This is a genomic window from Brevibacterium luteolum (assembly GCF_013004595.1).
GTDB classification, from domain to species: Bacteria; Actinomycetota; Actinomycetes; order Actinomycetales; family Brevibacteriaceae; genus Brevibacterium; species Brevibacterium luteolum.
The window spans coordinates 1-18,641 of the sequence record NZ_JABEMC010000007.1 but is presented as its reverse complement, the minus strand read 5'-3'; the positions used below and the strand labels follow the sequence as shown (position 1 = coordinate 18,641).

Here is an 18,641-nt window from a genome sequence, read left to right as displayed (position 1 = left end):
GCCGGCGTCCACCGGCGCGTCAGATCATTTCGTCATATGGGCGTTCCAGAGCACGATGCCGGCACCGGGGACGAACTGCACTCCTTCGGCATCGACCGAGGCGCCGACGATCGTGCGCTTGTTGCCGTATTTGATGATCGGCCGGTATTCGTAGACTCGGGTCTGGAGTCGATCGTTGGCTTCAGCCGCCGCCTCGTCGTCAGCGGCGAAGGTCAGCTCATTCATGGCTTGGCTCAGCTCATCATCGTCTGTCCAGCCGGGCCACGACCCGAGCAGGAACACCTGCGTGACCGGCACGGCGTTGACCGACCACCCGGTGGTGAACAGTTCGAAGGCGTTCTCATCAGCGCGCATGCTCAGCAGGGTCGCCCAGTCGACGACGACCATCTGCGTGTTGAAGCCCGCCTTTTTGAGATTCTCCTCGACGACGACCGCGGAATTGTAGTGGTCTTCGTACTCGCGCGATGTGAGGATGCGAACCGGTTCGCCGTTGTAACCGGCCTCCTCCATCAGCTGCTTCGCCAGGTCTGGGTCCTGCTGGTTGAAGAGCTCGAGACCCGCTTCGGTGTAGAACTGCTGTCCGGGCAGGCTGATAGCTCCGTTGACGTCGTAGAACTCGTCGGCGGCGAATGCCGCGAGCTGGATGTCCTCGTGGTCGAGCGCAGCTGCCACGGCGTTGCGCATAGTGTTGTCGGCCATGATGCCGGCCTTCTTGTTGAAGGCGACACCGTTGAAGCCGTTCTCTCCGACGATGGACTGCAGGGTCGTGTCCTTCTCGAGCAGTCCGGAGTTGTCGAATGGGATGCCGGCTGCCGCGTCATATTCGCCGGTCTGCAGACCGGCCAGCCGGGTGGAGGAGTCAGTCACGAGATCGATGATGAGCGTGTCGGATTTCGCCTCTCGATGCCCCGCAAGTCCGCTCGGCTCGCCTTCTGGGGACTGATAGTCCTCGAATCTGTGCAGCTGGATGTACTGGTCCGTCCGCCACGTGTCGAACACGAATGGCCCTGTTCCGACGAACTCGGTCAGGCCTTCTGCCGGTGTTTCGTCGATGACCTTCTTCGGCATGATCGCGGTCATCTGGCCCGGGTCGGACAGGAAGTACAGCAGGGTGTACATCTTCTCGGGTGTGTGCACGGCGACTTCGCGGTCTCCGACGACTTCGACGTCGGCTCCTGCGAAGAACTGCTGGCCGACCCCTGAGATCTCCATCCACCGGTCGAGGCTGGCTTCGACGTCCTCGGCTGTCACCGGAGCGCCGCTGTGGAAGGTCAGCCCTTCACGAATGGTGAAGGTGGTGGTCTTCCCGTCGTCGGATTCCTCCCAGGATTCGGCGATGTGCGGCTGCACCTGGAAGTCGGCATCCTGCGTCAGCAGCGGCTCGAACATCAGGCGGGCCACTTCTGCGGTGGCCGTTGCAGTGCTCAGAAGCGGGTCGAGCAGCGGCGGCTGGGCATTGAGCGCATAATGGAACTCCGAGGTCGGGTCACTCGCTTTGGCTCCGCAACCGCTGACAGCCAGCACAGCCGCAGTGGCAGCGATGGCCAGAACGCGCAGCAGGCGTGGTCGGTGCGTGCTCATAGCGCTCCTCCTTCCCCTGCAGTGGCGCCCGAGGTGGTTGAGACCGCCGCTGTCGCACGTGGGTGGGCGTGTGGAATCGAGTCGAGCAGCTTCTTCGTATAGTCGTCCTTCGGGTGTGCGAAGAGCTCATCGACCGGGGCTTCTTCGACGAGTCTGCCCTTGCACATCACTCCGATCCGATCAGCGATGTAGCGGACGACAGACAGGTCGTGTGAGATGAACAGATAGCTGAGACCGTGCTCGTCTTGGATGCGATTGAGCAGATTGAGGATCTGTGCCTGGATCGAGACGTCGAGAGCCGAGACGGCCTCATCGCACAAGATCACCTCCGGGTGCGTCACCAGCGCACGCGCGATGCCGATGCGCTGACGCTGACCGCCGGAGAACTCGTGGGGATAGCGCACCAGATGCTCTTCACCGAATCCGACTTCCTCAATCGCCGCGACGATGCGTTTGTTCCGCTCCCCTCGATCGCGGATCCCCTGGATGACGAGAGTCTCGTTGAGGATCGAGCCGATGCGCTTGCGCGGGTTGAGCGACGAGTTCGGATCCTGGAAGATCATCTGGACCTTCGAGCGGTAGGTCTGCTGTTCGGCGCGGTTGCATTCGCTGATCGGCTGACCGTGGAACAGGATGTTCCCCGAGGTCGGTTCGATGAGGGCCTGCAGCATCCGGCCCGTTGTGGACTTGCCGCAACCTGATTCGCCGACGAGACCGTACGTCTCTCCAGGCTGAATGGAGAAGCTGACACCGTCGACGGCGTGGACCTCTGACGTTCGGAAGCCGATCGCATTGCGCAGCGTGAACGTCTTCGTCAGCTGCTGAGCCTCGAGCACAGCCGCGTTCTCGGTCATCGTTCGCCTCCTTGAGCCCCGCGGCCTGCCCTTGACGGTTCAGCAGCATCGTGCGGCACTTCCGCCTCGGCGTCGATGAGACCATCGACTGCCTTCCAACAGCGCACCGACCGGCCCGGCGCGATCTCCATCAGCTGCTGGCGGTTCTCGCGGCAGGCGTCCTCCGCGAAGGGGCACCGAGCGGCGAACCGGCACCCGGCTGGCACATCGTAGAGAGTCGGCACACGTCCGGGAATGGTCGGCAGCGGATGCGTGCGGTCGGTGTCCACTCCCGGGGTGGAGGCCAGCAGCCCGCGCGTATAGGGGTGCTGGGGGTTGTCGAGGATGTCGCGCACCGGCCCGGCCTCGACAGCCTCACCGAGATACATCACCATCACCCGGTCGCAGACCTCTGCCACGACTCCGAGGTCGTGGGTGATGAGGATGGTGGCCATGTCGTGTGCCCGGCGCAGATCGTCGATGAGCCGCAGGATCTGGGCCTGGGTGGTGACGTCGAGGGCCGTCGTCGGTTCGTCGGCGATGAGCAGGGCCGGTTCGCAGATGAGCGCCATGGCGATCATGACGCGCTGGCGCATGCCTCCGGAGAGCTGGTGCGGGTAGTCGTCGATGCGCGCGTGCGGGTCGGCGATGCCGGTCTGCTCCAGCGCATCGATGGCATGCTGCTTCGCAGCCTCCTTCGACATCGGCTGGTGGATGAGGATCGTCTCGATGAGCTGCTGACCGACGGTGAACACCGGGTTGAGCGAGCTCATCGGATCCTGGAAGATCATCGCGATGCGGCCGCCGCGATACTGACGCATCCGGGCCTCGCTGACTGACAGGAGGTCCGTTCCGTCGAATTCGACGGTGCCGGAGTAGGCAGCCGTCTTCTCATCGAGCAGCCGCATAACGGACTCCGCGGTCACGGACTTCCCGCAGCCCGACTCGCCGACGATTCCGAGCACTTCCCCGGCGTCGACGTGGAAGTCGATGTCTTCGACAGCGGTGACATCGCCCTGCTCGGTCGCCAGCCGTGTCGTCAGCCCGCTGACTGTGATCACCCGGGCCGGCGCCTCGGGACCGGTGGCGCCGTGGGCGCCGCCCGGCTCGACTGTCGTCGTCATTTCCGTCCACCGCCTTTCCGCACGGCTTTGCCTGTGTGCGGGTCGAAGAGGTCGCGCAGGCCGTCGCCGAGGAGGTTGATGCCGAGCACGGTGAGGATGATGGCTGCACCGGGCACGATCGTCATCCACGGGTTGTTGAAGATCAGGGTCTTGCCGTCGAGCAGGATGTTGCCCCAGGACGGCGCGGGCGGCGGCACGCCGGCGCCGAGGAAGGACAGTGCGGCCTCGGTGATGATCGAGTCGGCGAAGATGAAGGTCGCCTGGATGATCGCCGGGGAGACGACGTTGGGCGCCATGTTGAGCCAGATGATGCGGTTCGATGAGGCGCCCTGCGCGCGCAGTGCTTCGACGAAGGTCTGCTCCTTGACCACCAGGGCCGAGGAGCGCACGACGCGCGCGACATAGGGCGTGAACACGACGGTGAGCGCGATGACGACGTTCGAGGTCTTGGCTCCCAGCACAGCCATGAGCGCGATGGCCAGCAGGATGGCGGGGAAGGCCATGAAGCCATCGCAGATCCGCATGAGGATCGCGTCGGCCCACCGGAAGTAGGCCGAGTACATGCCGATGATGTAGCCGATGACGGTGGAGAGGATCGCGACGGCGAAGCCGACGAACAGCGATACCCGTGCCCCGTGCAGCACTCGCGAGAGCAGGTCGCGGCCGTAGTTGTCGGTGCCGAGCAGGTAGTCGCCGCTGGGGCCCTGCAGCCGGTCCTGGATGTTGAGCTCAAGGGGCCCGCGGGAGATGACCATGGGGCCGAACGTCGTCAGGAGCACGATGATGATGACGATGATGCCGCCGGTCATGATGAGGCCGTTGCTCGTCACCCTCCGGAAGATCAGCTGTCGCATGCTGAGGCGCTCGAGTCCGACGGTCGATCCGGGCTGGGCGGCGGCGGGTGCTCCTGCCGGTCCCGAGGCGCCGGTGGTCTCACCGGTGAGGCCCGCCTCGGGCTCGGGGCGCTGTGGTGTGGTGTGGGCTGGTTTCGTCATGACAGTCGCACCCGTGGGTCGAGGAAGCCGTAGAGGATGTCTACGAGCAGGTTGATGAGCATGTAGGACACGGTGATCATGAGCACGACACCCTGGATGACCATGAAGTCGCGGCGTTCGACCGAATTGACGATGAGCTGCCCGATGCCTGGGATGTTGAAGACGGTTTCGATGACGGCGGCGCCGGCGATGAGGGTGCCGATCGACTGGCCGACGACGGTGAGGATGGGGAACGAGGCGTTCTTCAGCCCGTGCTTGTACACGCGGCTGCGTTCGGACACGCCTTTTGCCAGAGCGGTCTTCATATATCCGGCACGGAACACGTCGAGCATCGACGAGCGGGTCATGCGGGCGGTCAGTGCGGCCTGCATTGCGCCGAGGGCCAGCGCCGGGAGGATGAGATAGCGCAGATGGGTGCCGAGGCCTTCCTCCAGGCCGCGGTAGCCGGCGACCGGCAGCCAGCCGAGCCAGCCGGCGAAGATCAGCATGAGGAACAGACCGAGCAGGAAGCTGGGCACGGAGATGCCGAGCAGTGAGAAGGCCATGAAGCCCTGGTCGACAGCCGAGCCGCGTCGGCGGGCGGCGATGATGCCGGCGGGAATCGCGATGATGAGCGCAACGACCTCGGCGAGGATCGCCAGTGACAGCGTCGGTCCCAGGTGGTCCATCAGGACTGATGTCACGGCCGCTCCCATGAAGTGGGAGTACCCGAGGTCACCGGTCAGCGCGCCGCCGAGCCACGCGAAGAACTGGACGACGAGCGGTCGGTCGAGCCCCATCTCGGAGCGCAGCGCCTCAACCTGGTCGGAGGTGGCGTTGGGCCCGAGCATCACCGAGGCCGGGTCACCGGGGGTGAGGTGGACGAGGGAGAAGACGACGATCGCGACGACGGCAAGCACAGGGATGAGTGCGAGGATGCGCTTGACGATATAGCTCAGCATGTCGCAACTCCAAGGGGAACATTCGAGTGACGTAGCTCACATACTGGCATCAGCGGTGCAGGCGGGGCAACCGACACGCAGATTCGTTGTCTTCTCGTGATCACAGGACGCGTCCGCCGTGACCGCGCACGAGTCGGCCGTTCCGGGAAGCGAACGCGCCGCCGACGATGACGTCGTCGACGCCAGCGGAGAGCTGCCACGGGTCATCGTAGGTTGATCGATCAGCGACGGCGTTGAGGTCGATGACCGCGATGTCGGCCGCCATTCCCTGTGCAAGGACTCCGCGGTCGTCGAGCTTCATCCGAGAGGCGGGCAGGGACGTCATCTTGCGCACTGCCTCTTCGATGCTGAGCAGACCGACGTCGCGCACATAGTGACCGAGAACCCGCGTGAATGTGCCGAAGCTGCGCGGATGGGGTCGGCCGGGCCCTTCTGCGGCAAGCTGGTGACCGTCAGAGGCGACGGCGACCAGCGGGTGGGCGAGAGCGGCCCGGATGTCGTCTTCGGACATCGAATGGTGGATGATGCCGACAGCTCCGGCGTGAGCGGCGAGCATGCGCAGCGCGGCTTCGGCCGGAGTGCAGCCGTCCCGCTCGCCGATCTCGGCCAGGCTCTGTCCGACGGCCCACTCGTACCCTCCGGGGCCGTCCGGGCTGACGGCGGCTATGACGACGGCCTCAGCCCCGGAACGCCCGTCGATGGTGTCTGCCAGGGCTGTGCGAATGCGGTCTCGCTGATCCGCGTCGGCAAGCCGGCTCGGCAGGCCATTGCGTCCGTCCTCGAGGGACCAGCCCGGCAGGAGAGAGGTCAGCGTCGTACTTGAGGCAGTGTACGGGTAGACGTCAGCGGTCACGTCGATGCCGCGAGCGTGTGCCTGCTCGATGAGGGTCAGCGCGTCAGAGACGAGGCCGTAGTTGTGGCGGTCGGTCGCTTTGAGATGGGAGATCTGCAGGCGCCCTGCGGTGCTTGCCACGGCGTCGATCGATTCGCGGACCGACGCAAGCACATGGTCGGCCTCATCGCGCATATGGGTGGAGTACAACAGGTCACATTCGGCGGCAGCTGCGACGACTTCGGCCACTTCGTCAGGCTGCGCATAGGCACCCGGCGCGTAGATGAGACCGGTGGAGAATCCGCGGACTCCAGCCTCAGCGGCAGCGCGGACGCCGCGGATCATGTGCTGCCTCTCCTCGGCGGCAGCGGGTCGAGAGGCGTTGCCCATGGCCATGCGGCGCAGAGCTGAGAAACCGACCTGGAAGGCAGCATTGATTTCGAGGGGAAGCGCAGCCGTGGCCGCGAGAAAGCCTGCCGCATCCGTGGCCTCGGTCATGAAGACCGGGCTGAGATGGCCCCATGTGTGCCGCACCTCATCGAGGCTGGGCGCTGGGAATGGGGACGATCCGCAGTTGCCCAGCAGCAGCGTCGTCACTCCTTGACTGATCTGCGAAGGCGCTTCCGGGCAGCCGTGGATCGTGAAGTCCGCGTGATTGTGCAGATCGATGAAACCAGGAGTCACGATCCGGCCGGAGGCATCCACCGTCTCGGCCGCACTTTCTGCGGGGATGGCGCCAGGCGCAGCCACGGCGGTGATCTTTCCATCTGTGATGCCCAGATCACCGGGTTCGGCCGGCACTCCGGTGCCGTCGACAACTATGCCGCCTACAATCCTGATGTCGAACATCCCGCTGCTTTCCCACGACCGCATTGTCGTGCTCATTCGATTCGCGCGCCTGACTCGCCACTCACTGTGATGCGCATCACTGTTCGATCACCGTACGGCAGTTCCGGTAAACCCCACGAGTGTTCTCACCTGAAGAGACGGCAGCTTCTTCCGCCGCCCGTGACCGCACGTGCTCAATCGCGCCGGACCGGGTACGGGCGAGTAATTCAAAAAATCTCGAATCCAGGTGTGCAAACTCAGAGATCCGTGTTACCGTTGTCGCAGAATCTTCTTATGCTCTTTGACATCATTCTGATGCGACCGGCAGACAGATTCCACATCATTCGCTGTCGCTTAATGACATCGCCTGAATGAATTGAAAGGAGGCGGGCACGATGATGATCTTCACCACGTTCACGGCCACGGGAGCTGCCGATCTCGGCAACCCGGCGGGCAGCCGCCGCGTCCCGCCTCGCTTCTCCGCGTAGAACTCGGCGCCAGGTACACAGCGAGCACCCCCTTCCTGACGACCTCCGGACCCGTTCCGCACGCATCGTCGAAGATCTGTCATTCATCGACTTCGTCACCATTGAGAACACAGATCAATAGGTGATCGAATGCCATGAATTGCCATTCACTGCTGTCTTCCTGAAACGCGCCGACTCCCTTTCTTTTCATCACTTCCGTTTTCGACGGCAGGCTATTCGTCCTGCCTGAAATGGTCATCCAAGGACTTTCTCATGTCATTTGCTCATGCTTATCCGATACACCGCCGGTGGGCCATCTTCGCTGCCGTCTCGGTGCTGCGGTGGGCTCGTCGCAAGCCGAAATCCCGTCGCGCCCCCAGCCACGCCGAGCTGCACCGCGCAGCGATCCTGCGACGCAGCGCCAGCGAGCAGGTGGAACGCGAACGCCTTGCCGCTCAGCTGCGGGCACTGTCGATCCACCGCTCGATCATCTGATCGCCTGAACCACGGCAGCCCTGTCGTTCCACACCATGTGTGCGATCGGCAGGGCTGTCCACAGTTCCGTCGTGCTCAGCATGGTGATGTCCGCGCCTCGTGGCACGATGGTTCCGTGATCTCGAAGCTGCCGCGCGTGCTCGCCCCGGATGTCGATGAATACCTCACCGACGTCATGGCCGAACGCGGCCGGGACTATGCCGAGGACCAGCGCGTGCGCCGCGTGAGCTGGGATGCCGAGCAGTCGACTCTCAGCGGCGAGGTCCTCGGCAGCGGTTCGAACATCTACCGCGTGGCCATCCGCCTGACGCAGGCTGTGCTGAGTGAGCCGGACTGCTTCGAACCGACCAGCAGCGACTGCAGCTGCCCGGTCGGCTACGACTGCAAGCACGTCGGCGCTGTCCTGTACTCCATCGCCGACTACGGGGACAGCGACGACACCGCAAGCCCGCGCACAGGCCTTGAGCATGTGATGCCGCACCGCGCCGTCACCCCACAGCGCCCCGACGACTGGCGTACCGTGCTGACAGAGCTGCAGGTCCGCCGCCGCGCACACACATCGCGCCCCGAGGACACACCGCTGGCGATCGGCTTCGACATCGAGCGCACCACCAGCCGCTGGTTCCACGGCCGCCACCGCAGCCCTCTCGCGAGCGCCGATGTCGTCAACCTCTCCGACATCGACCTCGGCAGCCTCAGCGTCACCCTGCGACCGCTGCGCCGCGGTGCTCGGAACAACTGGATCAAAGGCGGGCTCGGCTGGCGCAACTTCACCCGCGGCTTGGCCGACCCACCCGGGATCCGCCGTGACCACACCGCAGCGCTGAGCCAGCTGCACGCTCAGAACACCACCCGCAGCTACACCTACGGAAGCGACCCCGACACCGCCGTATTCTCTGCCTTCGACCCCTCCCTCGTCTGGCTGCTGCTCGCCCGCGCTCAGGACACCGGCATCGAGCTGACCGGCCACGGTGTCGTCTCAGAAGTGCGGGTCGTCAGCTCCCATTCCCCACTCACCCTCACCACCGCCTCGGGAACGGAGAAGACGATCGAGACCGCCGACGTCATCGTCGACGTCGTGCGCCAGCCCGGCGGCTACGCCTTCACCGCCCTCATCGACTTCGCCGGCACCGTACCGGAGAACGTGTTCCGCATCGGGGACAACGCCATCGCCTTCATCGACCGACTGCCGGGCAACACCCTCCGCCTGACCCTGGCCGAAACATCCACCCCAGTCTCCGAACCGCTCGGTGAGATGCTCGCCTCCCGCACGACGCTCGGCGTCCCCGATCACGACGCCGAGGTGTTCTTCACCGAGTTCCTCCCCGAGCTGCGCGGTCTGGCCACGCTCACCAGCCACGATGCCTCGGCAGAGCTGCCGGAGTTCCGGGACCCGCGCCTGCACGTTGAGGTTGAGTTCGAACCCAAGCAGTCCCTGCTGCTGACCTGGTCGTGGGAGTACTACGGCCCCAAACGCCGCCTTCCGATCGCGCACAATCGCTGGCACCACCGGGAGCCGGATCTCGAACTCGCCGTACTCGAGGAGATCCGCCGGATCTGGCCGACGGCCGCCACCGTCGATGAGGAGCATCTGATCGGAATCGACGCCGCCCAGTTCGCGGTGCGGGCGCTGCCGCGACTCGAGGACCATCCCGAGGTCGTCGTCGACATCAGCGGCGAGCGCGTCGACTACACCGAGCTCACCGCACCCCCGCAGGTGCGGGTGACGACCGAGGCGACAGACGACCGCGACTGGTTCAACCTCGCCTTCGAGGTCACGATCGACGGCAAGAGGATCCCATTCGCTCCCCTCTTCGCGGCACTCGCCCAGCACAAGTCGCACCTGCAGCTTGTCGACAACACATTCTTCTCCCTCGACCATCCGGCCTTCGACAGGCTGCGCGAACTGCTGCAGGAGGCCGAGGCACTCGGCGAGTGGGAGCCGGAGCGCTCGAAGATCAGCCGCCACCAGGTCTCGATCTGGGATGAGCTCGTCGAACTCGCCGATGAGGCGGTCCCCGCGCGTGAGTGGCGGGAGTCGATCGGCCGGCTCGGTTCGCTGGAGGAGCTTCCCGCGCCCGAGGTGCCGGTTGGGGTGCGTGCCGAGCTGCGCGGCTACCAGCTCGAAGGGTTCCGGTGGCTGGCGTTCCTGTGGGAGCACAGCCTCGGCGGGATCCTCGCCGACGATATGGGCCTGGGCAAGACGCTGCAGACTCTGACCCTCATCACTCACGCTCGCGCGCGAGCCGTTGAGACCGGTGAGACGATGCCGCCGTTCCTCGTCGTTGCCCCGTCATCGGTGGTGTCGGTGTGGCAGGCTGAGGCCGCCCGCTTCACCCCGGACCTGAAGGTGGCAGTGCTCGATACGACGACGCACAAACGCAAGCAGCCGGTCGCCGAGGCGATTGCCGGAGCCGATGTCGTGCTGACCTCGTACACGATCTTCCGCATCAACGGCGAGGAATTCACCGCACTGCCGTGGGGCGGTTTCGTCCTCGATGAGGCACAGTTCGTCAAGAACCAGACCGCCAAGACCTACCGCGTCGCCCGTGACGTCCGCTCCCCGTTCACGCTCGCCATCACCGGTACGCCGATGGAGAATTCGCTGACGGATCTGTGGTCGCTGCTCTCCCTGACAGCACCGGGGCTGTTCGCCTCACCGGTGAAGTTCAAAGAGGAGTACGTCAAGCCGATTGAGAAGGGCGCTGCGCTTACTGCAGAGTCCGGCGTCCTCACTTCTGCGGACGACGATGCGGCGGTGCAGGAGCGTCTCAATGTCGGACGGCAGGCTCGGCTGGAGCGGCTGCGCCGGCGGGTGCGGCCGTTCATGCTCAGGCGCACGAAGGACCTCGTCGCCAAGGAGCTGCCCGCGAAGCAGGAGCACGAACTGCATGTGCCGCTCGAACCCAAGCACAAGAAGCTCTACGACCTCGTTCTCCAGCGTGAGCGCAAGAAGGTCCTCGGCATGGTCGGCGATCTCGACAAGCACCGCATGACGGTTTTCCGGTCGCTCACCCTCCTGCGGATGCTCGCGCTGTCACCCCAGATCGTCAGCGATGAATACGCCGATGTGCCCTCCAGCAAGCTCGAAGCGCTGTTCTCCGGCCTCGACGAGGTGCTGAGCGAAGGGCACCGGATCATCGTCTTCTCCCAGTTCACCTCGTGCCTGCGACTCGTCGCCGAGCGGCTCGATACGATCGGCGTCGACTACGCATACCTCGACGGCAGCACACGCAACCGCGGCGAGGTCATCGACGGATTCCGCTCCGGCACCGCACCGGTGTTCCTCATCAGCCTCAAGGCCGGCGGATTCGGGCTCACGCTGACCGAGGCGGACTACGTCTTCCTCCTCGACCCCTGGTGGAACCCGGCTGCCGAGGCGCAGGCGATCGACCGCACACACCGGATCGGGCAGACGAAGAACGTCATGGTCTACCGGCTCGTCGCTGCCGGCACCATCGAGGAGAAGGTGCTCGCCCTGCAGCAGAAGAAGGCGCGGCTCTTCGACGCCCTCATGGACAACGGACGAGCTTTCAGCACCGCGCTGACTGCCGACGATGTCCGCGAGCTGTTCACCCCGGCAGACTAGGCACAGCCTCTCGATAGACTGCGTGTGAGCCGGCCCACAACCCCCGATCGACTCCAGTCGATCGACTGCATCGCGCAACTGCGCGAGACGGCTCATGGCTACGACTGCCTCCAGGGAGGACGCCCAATGACCGACGCACCCGAAACCCAGCAGACCCAGGCCACCGACGCACCGCAGGTGCAGCAGTGGGACGAGAAGATCACCCCCGGCCGATTCGAGAACAAGACCGTCATCGTCACCGGGGCAGGAGCCGGCATCGGCCGTGCAGCAGCTCTGCGCATCGCCCGCGAAGGCGGGAAGGTCATTGCCTGCGACATCTCCGCTGACCGACTCGCAGACCTGGAGCAGGAGGCATCCGAACTGGCGATCACGACTGTCGCCGGGGATGTCAGCGACGACGGCGACGTTGCGAAGATCGTCGACGCGGCCGGCGAGCGCATCGATGGTCTGGCCAATGTCGCCGGCATCATGGACGACTTCTCCCCCGTCCATGACGTCAAGGACGACATCTGGGACGCGGTCCTGCGGGTCAACCTCACCGGCGTCATGAAGCTAACCCGTGCGGTCGTGACGGTGATGCTGCCGCAGAAGGCCGGCAACGTCGTCAATGTCGGATCCGAGGCTGGTCTCCGCGGCTCAGCCGCCGGTGCCGCCTACACCGCTTCGAAGCATGCGCTCAACGGGCTGACGAAGAACAGTGCGTTCATGTACGCCGAGGAAGGCCTGCGCTTCAATGCGGTCTGTCCCGGCGGTGTGGCCACAAGCATCGAGGTGAACTTCGGATCCGAGTTCGCTGCCGCGCGCCTGCCGAAGTACTTCAGCCTCGTTCCGGGCCTGCCCTCGACCGCACAGCAGCAGGCGGCGCTCATCACCTACCTGCTCAGCGACGACTCCACCAACATCTCCGGGGCGATCATCGCCAGCGACGGCGGCTGGGCCGGCGTCTGAGCTTCCGGCCCCACACCTCGGGAACGGCGGACGGCTGCCGCACCGCACTGGTGCGGCAGCCGTCTTGCCATCAGCACATGAGCAGCGAGCCGACTCAGCCCCGCCCGGCGATCCGTACGACCGCCCGCCGCAGCTCTTCGACGATGATGAAGACGACCGCCCAGCCGATGACGAGCAGCCAGTGCTCCCCGTCGAGCGGCACCGTCGAGAACGCGGTGTTAAGAATCGGCAGGTAGACGACAAGCAGCTGCAGCAGCAGGCCGGTGGCCAGCGCCAGCCACAGCCAGTGGTTGGTGAACAGGCCGGCGAACATCGTCGTGTGTGCGTGCCGGACCGACAGCGTGTTCACCAGCTGCAGGACGACGAGCACGGTGAACGCGACCGTCCGGCCGGTGGCCGCATCGTCGTCACCAGCGATGAGCCCGCCGGGCAGGCACGCGTCGAGGGCGAGCAGCGACAGCACAGCCATGACGAATCCGGTGCTGAGGATCCGCGCCCATTCGCGGCCGTCGAGCGCTCGCTGGTCGGGCCGGCGCGGCGGTTTCGTCATCACCCGCTCATCGACCGGATCGACGCCCAGCGCGAGCGCCGGCGTGGAGTCGGTGACGAGGTTGACCCACAGGATCTGCGTGGCCAACAGCGGCAGGATCACCGCACCGTCGGCCTGGACGAGGCCGAGCACCCCGGCGAACACGACACCGCCAAAGACGGTGAACACCTCGCCCATGTTCGACGACAGCAGGTAGCGCAGCACCTTCTTGAGGTTGGAGTAGATGCCGCGGCCCTGTTTGACGGCGGTGATGATCGAAGCGAAATTGTCATCGGCGAGGACCATCGTCGCCGCATCATGCGAGACCTGCGTGCCGGTGATGCCCATCGCCACGCCGATGTCGGCGCGCTTGAGCGCCGGTGCGTCGTTGACACCGTCGCCGGTCATCGCCACGACGTGACCGTGGTCCTGTAAGTGCTCGACGATCCGCAGCTTGTGGCTCGGGTCGACGCGAGCGAACACGGAGGTGGTCTCGACCGCCTCGGCGAACTGCGCGTCGGTCAGTTCGCTCAGCTGCGCGCCGGTGAGCGCCTTCGGGTCGTCGATGCCGAGGTCTGCGGCGATCCGCTCGGCCGTCAGCGGGTGGTCACCGGTGATCATGATGACCCGAATCCCGGCCTGCTGGGCCTGCGCGATCGCCGCCTTCGCCTCGGGTCGGGGCGGGTCGATCATTGCAACCATGCCCACAAAGGTCAGCCCGTGCTCCATCTCCTCTCCCAGGCTCACCTCGGGATTCTCCCCCGCGCCCGAGGCGGCGGGCACCTCGCGCGCGGCCACGGCCAGTGTCCGGTAGGCCTCCCCGGCCAGTGCGGTGACCTCCTCATCGAGACGTTCGAGCACCTCGGGGGTGGCCTCGACGTCCCCTTCTGCCGTGCGCACGTGGGTGCAGCGGGCGAGCACCACATCGGGTGCGCCCTTCATCACCAGCTGCCGGCTGTCACCGGTGTCGCCGGCGACGAGCACGGACATGCGCTTGCGCTCAGACGAGAACGGCAGCTCGTCGAAGCGGTGGGTCTGCGGGACGGCGATGCCGGCGTCAGCGCAGGCGAGGAGGAACGCAGCTTCGGTCGGGTCGCCGATCGGGCCATCGGCAGTCAGCCGGGCGTTCGAGGCGATCGAGCCGAGCTCCAGGGTCCCAGCGGCCTGAGGGTCGGAGATGTGGTGGCGGCCGTCGGCGGTGATGACCTGGTCGATCGTCATCTGGTTGAGCGTCAGGGTGCCGGTCTTGTCGGTGCACACCACACCGGCTGAGCCGAGCGATTCGACGGCGTCGAGCTGCTTGACGATCGCCTCGTGGGAGGCCATCCGGCGCACGCCGATCGCCAGGATCACCGACACGATCGCCGTCAGTCCCTCGGGCACCGCAGCCACGGCCAGTGAGACGCCCAACAGCAGGATCGTCACGAGGGAAGCCGTCGAATGATCGGCGGTGGTGAGGTAGACGGTGGCCATGACGGCCAGCGCGATCACGATGACGGCGATGGTGAGCATCTTGCCGACTGCCGCCATCTCCTTCTGCAGGGGCGTGTCGGTCTCACCAGCGCTGGAGATCATGCCGGCGATCCGGCCGATCTCGGAACGGGCGCCGGTGCCGGTGATGACGGCCGTGCCGCCGCCCTGTGTGACAGCGGTGCCCGCATGCACCATCGACAGGCGATCGGCCAGCGGCGTGTCAGCTGAGACGGGCTCAGTGTGCTTGTGCACGGGCACGGACTCCCCGGTCAGCGCGGCTTCGGCGACCATCAGCCGGCTGCCGGTGAGCAGGCGAGCGTCAGCCGGCACCGCATCGCCTTCGCTCAGATGGAGGAGATCGCCGGGCACGAGGTCTGCAGCAGGTACGGTCTGGGGGCGCCCGGATCGGGTGACGGCAGCGGTGGGGCTGGTCATCTGCTTGAGTGCGGCGACCGCATCAGCGGCTTTGAGCTCTTGGACCAAGCCGATGACGGTGTTGAGCACAACGACCGCGGCGATGACGATCGCGTCGATCGGCGCCCCGTGCCGGCCCTCGGCGGCCCAGGCGATGAGGGAGACGAGGATCGCCGCCAGCAGCAGGTAGGTCAGCGGTTCGTTCAGCAGCCTGAGCACCCGCCGCCAGATCGGCTCTGAGGGCGCTGCGGCCAGCTCGTTGCGACCGCAGCGCTCGAGCCGCTCAGCGGCTGCGGCCTGCGTCAGTCCGGCGGTCGCCGAGGTGTCGAGTGCAGAGACGACGTCTGCGGCTGTGCGGGCGTGAGCATCACTGAGGGCACAGTCGTCAAGCAGAGAAGAGCTCATGGCCTGAGCTTAACCGCCCTGGGAGCTGAAGCGCCGCGGGAGGCCGGTGACCTTAGCCGAATGGGCGCCCTGGCAACCTGACCACTACGCAGAGGCGGCCATCTTCGAGACGCTCGATGCGTTCTGCGATTGGGCGGAGGATCGCAGCAGCCTCAGCGTGACCTCCGGGCCCGGCGAGAGCACCGGTTGAGCGCACCACGGGCGGTGCCGTCGCGTCATCGCCCTGTCGGGTTCAGCAGCTCGTGGCCGTGGGTGCGCAGCTCGTCGACAGTCGCGACTCCCGCTAGCTGCAGGGTACGGGTGAGCTGCGTGCGGAGGATGTCGATGACATGGGCGACTCCCGACTGGCCGGCGGCCGCGAGACCGTAGAGGTAGGGTCGGCCGATGAATGCTGCATCAGCGCCGCGGGCGAGTGCGACGGCGATGTCGGTGCCGTGTCGGATCCCGGAGTCGACGAGGATCGTGAACTCTTCCCCGGCCGCGGCCCGAACGAGAGGGACGAGGTCGAGGGGGACGACGCAGCGGTCAAGCTGCCGGCCGCCGTGGTTGGACAGGTGGACGCCGTCGACGCCGAGCTGCTGCGCCCGCAGTGCATCGGCAGCGCTGACGGGTCCTTTGAGGAGAAGCGGGCCGTCCCACAGCGACCGAATCCAGGCCAGCGTGTCCCAGTCCAGGCTCGGATCGAACTGCTGGGAGATGTTCTCAATCGTGTACCCGGCATCGGATCCGGCGACATTGGCGAATTCGATCATCGGGTGGGCGAGCATCTGCGTCCAGTACCGGGGCCTACTGGCGATGTCGAGCAGCGCGCCAGGGGTCAGCTGCGGCGGGATGGTGAGGCCGTTGCGCACGTCCCGGCCGCGGAACCCGGAGACGTGGGTGTCAACAGCGACTTCGAGCACCCGGTAGCCCGCGGCTGCGGCACGTGCAATGAGTCCTGCGGTAAGGCCGCGGTCCTTCCACACGTAGAGCTGAAACCACCGGTCCGCCCGGCCGGCCGGCGGCACGGCAGCCAGATCCTCCAGCGACGTCGAGGCCATCGTCGAGAGCACATAGGGGATCCCCGCATCGGCGGCGGCACGAGCGACGGCGGGTTCACCAGCCGAGGCGATCATCTTGGTGTATCCGGTCGGCGCGAGCCCGAACGGCAGCACGGACCGGCGGCCGAAGATCTCGGTGGAAAGGTCGACCTCGGCGACGTCGCGCAGCACCTGCGGCTGAAAACGCCACGCGGTATAAGCGCCTACGTTCTCCGCCAGCGTCACCTCGTCATCGGCTCCACCTGCGATGTAATCGAAGACCGGCCGCGGCAGCGCTCGGCGGGCGGCCGCCTCGACGTCGGCGACCGTGCGGCAGCGGGCGCGAAAGCGCTGCACTCGGTTGAGCTCGGGACGCCCCATGCGCACCAAACTCAGCGCCTCGGAGATCTTCATGCCATCACCTGTCTTCGTCACTGTCGGCCGTCGCTGCCGCTGGGAATCATCGCACAGACGCCGCCGGCGCTGGCGGACTGGCGTCTGCTGTTTTCCCACACTAGCCGCGTAGGCAGCTGGCAGGCGCGGTGTTCCGAGATATCGGGCAGAGAACGCCCACCGGTACGTTTCGCAGCCCCCGACCCTTGCCATCTTGGCTGCAGTTGGTGGGAGGGAGTAAAGTACTGGTGTCACCGCCGTCCAGATGACGGCGGCTTGGGGCTATAGCTCAGTTGGTAGAGCGTCTCGTTCGCAATGAGAAGGTCAGGGGTTCGATTCCCCTTAGCTCCACAAGTGTCCTGTATCGGGACATAGTTGACAGATGTCTTGGGACATCGTTGACAACGAGGAAGGCTCTCAGGGAAAACCCTGGGGGCCGTCGTCGTGTCTGGGCTGGGGGTTCGTTACAGGGTGTCTCGTTTGGGCTGGTAGTTCTTGGCTGGGTCGATGTGGTGGTAGGCGATGATTTCGCCGGTTGTGCGGTCGCTGGTGATGACGTCGCGGTCGTGGATGAGCATGAGTATTAGGCGTCCGCGGTGGGCTCGGCCGATGCCTAGATGGCGCAGTCTTCCGGCGTATCGGACGGTGACTTTGCCGTCTTTGTCGACGGCGTCGACGCGGGTGCGGTACTCGATCTGGGAAGTGGTGGCAGGGCTGGCTTTGGGCAGTGCTTCGTAAGCTTGCCGGGGTGTACGCATGCCGATAGCTCGATGGGGGCGTTCGTTGTTGTACCAGTGCCGGGTAGCATCGAGCTGTTGCTGGAGTTGGTCCAGGGATGCTGGTGGGCTGTAGCGGGCCTGTAGGCGGTTCTTCAGGGTCTGGTGGAAGCGCTCGATCTTGCCCTGGGTCTGTGGGTGGCCGGGTTTGCCGTTCTTCTGTTTGATGTGGTGGGCTGCCAGCAGGGTTTCGAAACCGTTCTTGGCTCCAGGCCGGCCGGTCATGCGGCTGGTGAAGACTAAGCCGTTATCGCTGAGGGTGGCTGCTGGCGGGCCGAAGGTGCTGATCAGCTCGTCCATCACGGCGACAACGTCAGCACCGGTACAGGGCAGGAACGCGCGGATGCGTAACAGATAGCGGGAATGATCATCGAGGAAGTCGAGGATGTCAGCTCGGCTGCCGTCACTGAGCAAGGTGTGTGTGATGTCGGTTTGCCACATCTCATTTGGCAACTCGGCAGCGAATCGTCGGTAGCTGGACTTCGGGCGCTTGTGCGGGGCGGGCGTGACCCGGCCAGCGTCCTTAAGCACCCGGTGGATCGTGGCCTTAGACGGGACCTGGAGACCTTCCTGCTGCAGGTGCCAGGCGATGGTCTCTGGGGACTGCTGAAGGTTTGGTTGACTCCGGGGTTTATGCCGCCAGGGCGACGGCCTTGTGATGAACAAGCTCGTATTCAACCGGGGTCAGTTTACCTAAACGCCGTTGCCGACGCTTGCGGTGATAGGTCCGCTCGACCCAGTGCACGATCGCTGTACGTAAGCTCGCTCGCGTGTCCCATCGGCCCCGGTCGAGGACGTTCTTCTGCAGCACGGCGAAGAACGATTCCATCGCAGCATTATCACCGGCAGCACCGACCCGGCCCATCGATCCGACTGTCCCGCGTCAAGTAGTTGGCAGGATTTCCTTGGTTTTGAATGTCGGGGTGGTGGGGTCGGCTAGGCCCAGGTGCACCTCCTTGGGCCGGTTCCATGAGATGGCCTCGTGGGGCCGGAGTTCGT

General features: G+C 65.5%; 14 protein-coding genes, 1 tRNA gene and 1 pseudogene. 5 read left to right on the top strand and 11 right to left on the bottom strand.

Translation table 11 applies throughout. The features are described 5' to 3' along the window. Nucleotides 1-24: 24 nt before the first annotated feature. The 7 genes from HLA91_RS10690 to HLA91_RS10660 form a co-directional block, all read right to left on the bottom strand. A complete protein-coding gene (locus HLA91_RS10690; RefSeq protein WP_170274655.1) occupies nucleotides 25-1,581 on the bottom strand; it encodes an ABC transporter substrate-binding protein in 1,557 nt (518 codons plus the stop codon). Continuing rightward, entirely contained in the window at nucleotides 1,578-2,435 is an 858-nt protein-coding gene (locus HLA91_RS10685; protein ID WP_170274654.1) for an ABC transporter ATP-binding protein, read from the bottom strand. Before HLA91_RS10685 ends, HLA91_RS10690 begins: the two co-directional genes overlap by 4 nt. Continuing rightward, nucleotides 2,432-3,538 (bottom strand): ABC transporter ATP-binding protein, encoded by a 1,107-nt coding sequence (locus HLA91_RS10680; protein WP_170274653.1) that lies wholly within the window; start codon nucleotides 3,536-3,538, stop codon nucleotides 2,432-2,434. Before HLA91_RS10680 ends, HLA91_RS10685 begins: the two co-directional genes overlap by 4 nt. Further along, a complete protein-coding gene (locus HLA91_RS10675) occupies nucleotides 3,535-4,533 on the bottom strand; it encodes an ABC transporter permease (protein ID WP_204514239.1) in 999 nt (332 codons plus the stop codon). The genes HLA91_RS10680 and HLA91_RS10675 overlap by 4 nt, the downstream gene beginning before the upstream one ends. Next, nucleotides 4,530-5,474 carry an ABC transporter permease gene (locus tag HLA91_RS10670; RefSeq protein ID WP_170274652.1) on the bottom strand — a complete coding sequence of 315 codons (945 nt, stop codon included), beginning with the start codon at nucleotides 5,472-5,474 and terminating at the stop codon, nucleotides 4,530-4,532. Before HLA91_RS10670 ends, HLA91_RS10675 begins: the two co-directional genes overlap by 4 nt. A 100-nt stretch (nucleotides 5,475-5,574) precedes the next feature. After that, a complete protein-coding gene (locus tag HLA91_RS10665) occupies nucleotides 5,575-7,179 on the bottom strand; it encodes an N-acyl-D-amino-acid deacylase family protein (protein WP_204514238.1) in 1,605 nt (534 codons plus the stop codon). A gap of 522 nt (nucleotides 7,180-7,701) precedes the next feature. After that, nucleotides 7,702-7,860: a hypothetical protein gene (locus HLA91_RS10660; protein ID WP_170274651.1), complete on the bottom strand. Its 159-nt coding sequence runs from the start codon at nucleotides 7,858-7,860 to the stop codon at nucleotides 7,702-7,704. A 14-nt stretch (nucleotides 7,861-7,874) separates the two neighbouring features. Here HLA91_RS10660 and HLA91_RS10655 point away from each other — a divergent pair, with 14 nt between their 5' ends. The 3 genes from HLA91_RS10655 to HLA91_RS10645 all read left to right on the top strand — a co-directional run bounded on the left by HLA91_RS10655 (nucleotide 7,875) and on the right by HLA91_RS10645 (nucleotide 12,633). After that, entirely contained in the window at nucleotides 7,875-8,096 is a 222-nt protein-coding gene (locus HLA91_RS10655; protein WP_170274650.1) for a hypothetical protein, read from the top strand. A 115-nt stretch (nucleotides 8,097-8,211) separates the two neighbouring features. Then, nucleotides 8,212-11,685: an SNF2-related protein gene (locus tag HLA91_RS10650; protein WP_170274649.1), complete on the top strand. Its 3,474-nt coding sequence runs from the start codon at nucleotides 8,212-8,214 to the stop codon at nucleotides 11,683-11,685. A gap of 126 nt (nucleotides 11,686-11,811) precedes the next feature. Beyond that, entirely contained in the window at nucleotides 11,812-12,633 is an 822-nt protein-coding gene (locus tag HLA91_RS10645) for an SDR family NAD(P)-dependent oxidoreductase (protein WP_170274648.1), read from the top strand. Nucleotides 12,634-12,727: 94 nt separating this feature from the next. On the opposite strand, the gene HLA91_RS10640 is transcribed toward HLA91_RS10645, so the two are convergent. After that, nucleotides 12,728-15,454, bottom strand: a complete 2,727-nt coding sequence (locus HLA91_RS10640; protein ID WP_170274647.1) for a cation-translocating P-type ATPase — start codon at nucleotides 15,452-15,454, stop codon at nucleotides 12,728-12,730. Nucleotides 15,455-15,500: 46 nt separating this feature from the next. On the opposite strand from HLA91_RS10640, the gene HLA91_RS10635 reads away from it, so the two are divergent. Beyond that, the gene (locus HLA91_RS10635; RefSeq protein ID WP_170274646.1) at nucleotides 15,501-15,644 is read left to right on the top strand and encodes a hypothetical protein; all 144 of its coding nucleotides are present in this window, start codon (nucleotides 15,501-15,503) and stop codon (nucleotides 15,642-15,644) included. A 25-nt stretch (nucleotides 15,645-15,669) separates the two neighbouring features. Here the strand turns inward: HLA91_RS10635 and HLA91_RS10630 are convergent, their stop codons facing one another. Continuing rightward, on the bottom strand, nucleotides 15,670-16,887 hold the full coding sequence (locus tag HLA91_RS10630; RefSeq protein WP_170274645.1) for an alpha-hydroxy acid oxidase: 1,218 nt from the start codon (nucleotides 16,885-16,887) through the stop codon (nucleotides 15,670-15,672). 257 nt (nucleotides 16,888-17,144) lie between these two features. On the opposite strand from HLA91_RS10630, the gene HLA91_RS10625 reads away from it, so the two are divergent. After that, a tRNA-Ala gene (locus tag HLA91_RS10625) sits at nucleotides 17,145-17,217 on the top strand. A gap of 113 nt (nucleotides 17,218-17,330) precedes the next feature. On the opposite strand, the gene HLA91_RS10620 is transcribed toward HLA91_RS10625, so the two are convergent. Together HLA91_RS10620 and HLA91_RS10615 are read right to left on the bottom strand one after the other, a co-directional pair. Further along, nucleotides 17,331-18,083: an integrase core domain-containing protein gene (locus HLA91_RS10620; protein WP_170274644.1), complete on the bottom strand. Its 753-nt coding sequence runs from the start codon at nucleotides 18,081-18,083 to the stop codon at nucleotides 17,331-17,333. A 190-nt stretch (nucleotides 18,084-18,273) separates the two neighbouring features. After that, a pseudogene (locus HLA91_RS10615) lies at nucleotides 18,274-18,522 on the bottom strand (integrase core domain-containing protein); the annotation flags it as partial. Nucleotides 18,523-18,641: the final 119 nt, after the last annotated feature.